The organism is Verminephrobacter aporrectodeae subsp. tuberculatae At4, from assembly GCF_000193225.1.
GTDB classification, from domain to species: Bacteria; Pseudomonadota; Gammaproteobacteria; order Burkholderiales; family Burkholderiaceae_C; genus Acidovorax; species Acidovorax aporrectodeae.
The window spans coordinates 1-5,899 of sequence record NZ_AFAL01000039.1; the positions used below are offsets into that span (position 1 = coordinate 1).

Genomic DNA, 5,899 nt, shown 5'->3' on the forward strand with positions numbered 1-5,899 from the left:
CAAACTCATGGGCGGCGTGTTCCTGAACGAATTGACTGAAGGCGGGCGATGAAAAACAGGAGTAATTGCCTTTGGTGGCATGCGCCTCGCCGGGTTCCGGGGTGAAACCATCGACGAAGCCCGACGCATCGGATGCGGGGTTGAAAACGCTGCCGTCCTGCAGGTGTTGCACATGCATGATCGGCCAGCCCGCCTGGCGGGCAAACTGCAGCATGCGGTATGCGTTCTTCAGGGACGCGCCAATCGATTGGATATGGAATTCGCGGCCCGCCGTGGTGTATTCGCGTTGAATATCGATGGCGACAAGAGATTTCATGGAGTGCACGCAGGGAGTTTCATGGGATCAGATAAGGCCGGCACGTTCATGATTTGTCTTTCGTTTCCTTGCCGTTGTCGGGGCGACACACTATCCGGACGGGTCCGATCATGGCTTCCGAAGCCCGTGCGCACAAACGATCTTTCGGCATGCATTGCATGCTTGGAAGGAATGCAAAAAGCCCTGCATGGCGTGGCCTCAAGGAGAACACGAAGTGAGCAGACCCCTACCTCCCTTGGACTTGCTGGTCGGGTTCGAGGCCGCAGCCCGTTTGCTGAGCTTTTCAAAAGCGGGCGACGAGGTGTTCGTGACGCAATCGGCGATCAGTCGGCAGGTGAAAAAGCTGGAGGAATACCTGGGACTGGCCTTGTTCGAGCGGCAGCACCGGTCCCTGGTGCTGACGGAGTCGGGACGGGTGTTGTTCGAGGTCAGCGGCGAAGCCCTGGCGCGGCTTTCCACCACGGTGGAAAGCCTGCGCCGGGGTCAGAGCGAGCAGGGGGTCAGAATCTCCACCACGTCCTCTTTTGCAGCGCTGTGGCTTGTCCCGCACCTATCCCGTTTCAAGGCGCAATACCCGGACGTCGCGCTGCATGTTTCGGCGGACAACAGGGTGCGGGATCTCTCCCACGGGGGCGCTGACTTGGCGGTTCGCTACTGTGCGCCCGAGCAGGCAATGAGCGTTGAGCACGTGCTGCTTTCGGGAGAAGACGTCTTCCCGGTTTGCAGCCCTGCATTGCTGCGACGGCGGTCTCTGGCGCGCATCGAGGACCTGGGGCAGCACAGCTTGCTGCACCTGGAAGACACGCAAAACGCCTGGCCATGGTTGCAGTGGACGCACTGGATCAGGGCCGCTGGCGGGAATGCGCAGGCGCTGGATGCCGGGCTGCGATGGAGTCATTTCGATCAGCTGGTACAGGCTGCCGCGATGGGGCATGGCGTGGCCTTGGGCCGCGCGCCGCTGGTGAACCACCTGCTGCATGAGGGCCTGCTGGTGGCGCCACTGAGCCAGCGCGTGCCGAGTCCCAGATCCTTCTTTCTGCGCTACGGTGCGCGCCGGGATGCCGCTGTGGATGCCGTCGCGACCTGGTTGCAGGAAGCCCTCGGGCAAGGGGCATGAGCCAGGGCTGCTGCGCGTTGCTGGCAGGTCCCAAGCCGACCGGACTCAGCCGCGCCAGACGCAGGCGGCCAGGCGTCCGCTGCCGCCCTCAGTGCCGCCGCGCCGGTGCGAAAAGAAGCGTGCGGCGTGGGACACGGTGCACCAGGGCGGCGTGCCGTCGTTGCCGTACAGCGCGGTGATTCCCAGCGCGCGCAGCCGCAGCCGGGCCAGGCCGGCCAGGTCGCACAGATATTTGCCGGGGGCGTCGCGGTGCGCCGCAAAGCATGCTTGCGCGGCGGGGTTGGCGCTGCAGAACGCGCTGCGCACCTCGGCGCCGACCTCGAAGGCGTGCGCGCCGATGCAGGGGCCGAGCCAGGCCAGGGTGTCTGCGGCGACTGCGGCGGGGGGGCTGGCATGGGACTCCTGCACCAGAGCGCAAAAATGCCTGAAAACCGATTCCAGCACCCCCTGCACGCCGTTCCCCGCCAGGCCGCGCCAGCCGGCGTGCGCGGCAGCCACCACGGCGCCCGAGCGGTGCGCCAGCAGCACCGGCAGGCAATCGGCGACCAGGATGGTGCAGACCATGCCGGGCGTGCGGCTGACGCAGGCGTCGGCCGCGGTGCCGTCGGGGCTGTGGCTGTCCAGATGCGCCACGGCGACGCCATGCACCTGCCGCAGGAACACCGCCCGGGCCGCCGGCGTGCGCGCCTGCAGGGCCGTTTGCAGCGTGCGCCGGTTGGCCTGCACCGCAGCGCCATCGTCGCCGACGTGGTCGCCGAGGTTCAGGCTGTCGTAGGGCGGCAGGCTGACGCCGCCGGTGCGCGTGGTGCACAGCGCGTGCACGCCCGGCGGCGCGTGCCAGTCGGGGACGAGCCAATCGGCCTGGGGTTCGGTCATGGGCAGCGTGGGTTCAGCCCGGCTCGCTGTCCGGGCAGGCCGAGGGCTGCGCCTTGCGGAACGCGGGCAGCGCCATGCAGGCGTGGAACACGTCCATGGTGCGCGGCAGGCCGTCCAGGGACAGGTTCAGGCGCTGGCCGTTGAAAATCTGCGGCACCAGGCAGCAGTCGGCCAGCGTGGGCTGCGCGCCCCAGCACAGCACCGAGGGCGCCAGGCCCTGGGCGGCGCGCTCGCGCGCGAACAGCGCGAGCTGGCGCTCGAAGGCCTCGAGCCCGCTGCGTACCCAGTGCTGGCCCCAGGCGGTCCGGGCCTCTTCGTCCACCCCGAGCGTGCGCGCCAGGTACTTGCGCACGCGCAGATTGTTCAGCGGATGGATCTCGCAGGCCACCATCTGCGCCAGCGCGCGCACGCGGGCGCGCTCGATCGGGGGGACGGGAAGCAGGGCCGGGTCGGGGCAGGTCTCGTCGAGGTATTCGATGATCGCCATGGATTGCGCCAGCGCCGCGCCATCGTCGGTCACGAGCAGGGGCACCAGCGCGTCGCCGACGCGGCTGGCGAATTCGGGCGCCCTGTGCTCGCCCTGGATGAGGTGCAGCGCAAGGTAGTCGAAGTCCAGCCCCTTGATCTGCAGCGCGATGCGCACGCGAAACGCGGCCGAGGAGTGGTGGTAGTTGTAGAGCTGCATGGGGGAGCGCGCCCAGTGGATTGGCGCGTCGAGCCAGTCAGAGCCGTTTGCGCTGCGCGCCAGTGTAGCCGCCCCGGGGGGCCATGGGCGCAGCGCAGGTCCATGGCACACTGCCACACCCCGGGTCGGTGCAGGGCTCGGGAATCCGCGTGATCGAGCAAGAAAAGAAAGGCCCCCATGAGCAGCTATGTGTTCTCGCCCGCGCCCGTGGTCAGCGTGCCCGTGCTGGGCCGCAGCGAGCGTTTTCCCGTGCACCGCGTGTACTGCGTGGGCCGCAATTACGAGGAGCATGCGCGGGAGATGGGCGGCAGCGGCCGCGAGCCGCCGTTCTTCTTCATGAAGCCTGCCGACGCCGTCGTGGTGTTCGACGCCGGCGCAACCGGCCCGTGGCCCTATCCCGACCGCACGGCGAATCTGCACCACGAGATCGAGCTCGTGGTGGCCATCGGCAAGGGGGGCCGCAACATCCCGACGACCGACGCGCCGCAGCATGTCTACGGCTACGCCGTGGGCCTGGACATGACGCGCCGCGACCTGCAAAACGAGATGAAGAAACAGGGCCGGCCCTGGTGCATCGCCAAGGGCTTTGACGCCAGCGCGCCCATCGGCCCCATCACCCCGGTGGAGCAGGCCGCCGGGGTGGAGCAGGCTGCCATCTGGCTGCGGGTCAACGGCGCCGAGCGCCAGCGCAGCAACGTGGCGCAGCTGATCTGGAGCGTTGCCGAGACCATCGCGCATCTGTCCACGGCCTGGGCCCTGCAGCCCGGCGATCTGATCTACACCGGCACCCCCGCGGGCGTGGGCGCCGTGCAGCGCGGCGACACGCTCGAGGGCGGCGTTGACGGCCTGAGCGCGCTGCGCCTGTGCGTGCGCTGAGGTGGCAGCGCCACCCGGTCCAATCCATGCAAAGAGTATTCGCAAAATCAACGCGCTGCAAATCCAGATCCCATTCGCTCTGTACAAACAGGGCGCAATGTTTCAGTAAAAATGTTTTGGAGCAAGAATGAAAAAACACCTTTTGGTAGCAATAATCCTGTCCTGTATGATTTCCGTGGCTACAGCGGCGAATTGGGAGTACGTGGGAGATTCGAGGAACACGGGAATGATCTACGTCGATACAGCCAGCATCGCAAAATCACCATTCGGCCGCAAGGCCTGGGTTCGGGTTGAATTTTACTCTCCGCAGGAGGTAAATAACAGAAAGCATTCCTCCGGAATTAGCTTATACCATTGCGACTGCCAAGGCAGATCACTTTCAGTAGTCAAAATGGCGTTTTATTCGGGTGACAATAGGTCGGGAGATATCGTCTATAGTTGGTCTGGAAAACCAACAAAAGATAGTCTGGAAGATGTAATGCCTGACACGGTCGAAGAGATGATTCTTGATTTTGTCTGTTCTTTTAAAAACTCCAAACGATGAATTCCTTATCAAAAATAACTCTGTCATTTGTGAAATAACTCAATTTGAATAAGCGAAGCACCAATTTTTTGATGCGTTCACATGGCGTTGTTGCACGATATTTGAAAATGGAAATTCCCGAGAACACCAATTCAGGCGATACGCACAGACTGTAGGCGGTTTGACGACCTTGGGCAGTTCTGGCGCGAGCAGCCCCCATCGGCATGATTGAGGCGGGATGTGCTTCGAGTACCCGACAACACGCTTTTACGAATACCCCATACAAAACCCGGCATGACCTACCGCAATCCCATCCAATATTGCCGCGCCTGCGGCGCCTCCGTGGCCTATCGCCTGCCCGACGATGGCGATACCAGACAGCGCGCGGTATGCCCCGCCTGCGGCACCGTGCATTACGAGAATCCGCTCAACGTGGTGGGAACGGTGCCGGCGCTGCCCGATGGGCGCGTTCTGCTGTGCAAGCGCAACATCGAGCCACGCCGGGGCAAGTGGACGCTGCCGGCGGGCTTTATGGAGTTGGACGAGACCACGTCCGAGGGCGCGGCGCGCGAGACCGACGAGGAGGCCGGCGCGCAGATCGAGATGGGGCCGCTATTCAGTCTGCTGAACGTGCGCGGCGTGGGCCAGGTGCATCTGTTCTACCGCGCCACGCTGCTCAGCGATCGCTTCAACCCGGGCACGGAGACCATCGAGGCGCGGCTGTTCGCCGAGGAGGAGGTGCCCTGGGACGAGATTGCATTCCGCACGGTCCGGGAGACGTTGGTGCGCTATTTCGCCGACCGCAAGACCGGCGCCATGGGAATGCACTGCATCGATATCGAATGAGCGCAGGGCCGGCGGGAAAAAGCCGTCAGCCTTGCGCGCCCGGGCTGGACAGCAGCGCCAGCATGCCGGCCTCGTCGAGCACCGCAATGCCCAGTTCCTGCGCCTGGGCCAGCTTGCTGCCCGCGTTTTCGCCGGCGACGACGTAGCTGGTTTTCTTGCTTACCGATCCCGTGACCTTGGCGCCTGCGGCTTCGAGCAGGTCCTTGGCCGCGTCCCGGCCCAGGGTGGGCAGGGTGCCGGTGAGCACCACGGTTTTGCCGGCCAGCGCCTGGGGCGCGCGCTCGGCCGGCGGCGCCTCCGGCCAGTGGACGCCGCAGGCGCGCAGCTGCGCCACCACCTCGCGGTTGTGCGCTTGCTGGAAGAAGCTGTGCAGGCTCTGCGCCACCACGGGGCCCACGTCGTTGACTTGCAGCAGCAGCTCCTCGCTGGCGTTCATGATGGCGTCGAGCGTTCCGAAGTGGCGCGCGAGGTCCTTCGCCGTGGCCTCGCCCACGTGGCGCAGCCCCAGGCCGAAGAGGAAGCGCGGCAGCGTGGTTTGTTTCGATTTTTCGAGCGCGGCGAGCAGGTTCTGCGCCGATTTTTCGGCCATGCGCTCGAGCGCGCTCAGCGGCTCCAGGTCCAGGCGGTACAGGTCGGGCAGGCTGCGGATCAGCCCTGCGT

Annotated in this window: 8 protein-coding genes; 4 read left to right on the forward strand and 4 right to left on the reverse strand. The window is 65.3% G+C overall.

Annotation, left to right across the window (positions count from 1 at the left end; genetic code table 11):
- On the reverse strand, positions 1-316 hold a 316-nt coding region (locus tag VTU_RS0101525), incomplete at its 3' end, for a cysteine hydrolase family protein (RefSeq protein WP_010100086.1).
- Between the two features lie 214 nt (positions 317-530).
- On the opposite strand from VTU_RS0101525, the gene VTU_RS0101530 reads away from it, so the two are divergent.
- On the forward strand, positions 531-1,433 hold the full coding sequence (locus VTU_RS0101530; RefSeq protein ID WP_029554003.1) for a LysR substrate-binding domain-containing protein: 903 nt from the start codon (positions 531-533) through the stop codon (positions 1,431-1,433).
- A 45-nt stretch (positions 1,434-1,478) separates the two neighbouring features.
- Here the strand turns inward: VTU_RS0101530 and pgeF are convergent, their stop codons facing one another.
- Both pgeF and maiA read right to left on the reverse strand, forming a co-directional pair.
- Positions 1,479-2,309, reverse strand: coding sequence for a peptidoglycan editing factor PgeF (gene pgeF / locus VTU_RS0101535; RefSeq protein WP_010100088.1), 831 nt, complete (start codon positions 2,307-2,309; stop codon positions 1,479-1,481).
- A gap of 13 nt (positions 2,310-2,322) precedes the next feature.
- Complete coding sequence (maiA, locus tag VTU_RS0101540) at positions 2,323-2,994, reverse strand: maleylacetoacetate isomerase (RefSeq protein ID WP_010100089.1); 672 nt, start codon at positions 2,992-2,994, stop codon at positions 2,323-2,325.
- A 177-nt stretch (positions 2,995-3,171) separates the two neighbouring features.
- Between maiA and VTU_RS0101545 the strand changes: the two genes are divergently transcribed.
- The 3 genes from VTU_RS0101545 to VTU_RS0101550 all read left to right on the forward strand — a co-directional run bounded on the left by VTU_RS0101545 (position 3,172) and on the right by VTU_RS0101550 (position 5,239).
- Positions 3,172-3,870, forward strand: a complete 699-nt coding sequence (locus VTU_RS0101545; protein ID WP_010100090.1) for a fumarylacetoacetate hydrolase family protein — start codon at positions 3,172-3,174, stop codon at positions 3,868-3,870.
- Positions 3,871-4,036: 166 nt separating this feature from the next.
- A complete protein-coding gene (locus VTU_RS32380) occupies positions 4,037-4,414 on the forward strand; it encodes a surface-adhesin E family protein (protein ID WP_369021508.1) in 378 nt (125 codons plus the stop codon).
- Positions 4,415-4,687: 273 nt separating this feature from the next.
- Complete coding sequence (locus tag VTU_RS0101550) at positions 4,688-5,239, forward strand: NUDIX hydrolase (protein ID WP_010100091.1); 552 nt, start codon at positions 4,688-4,690, stop codon at positions 5,237-5,239.
- Positions 5,240-5,264: 25 nt separating this feature from the next.
- Here the strand turns inward: VTU_RS0101550 and VTU_RS30535 are convergent.
- On the reverse strand, positions 5,265-5,899 hold a 635-nt coding region (locus tag VTU_RS30535; protein ID WP_010100092.1), incomplete at its 5' end, for a helix-hairpin-helix domain-containing protein.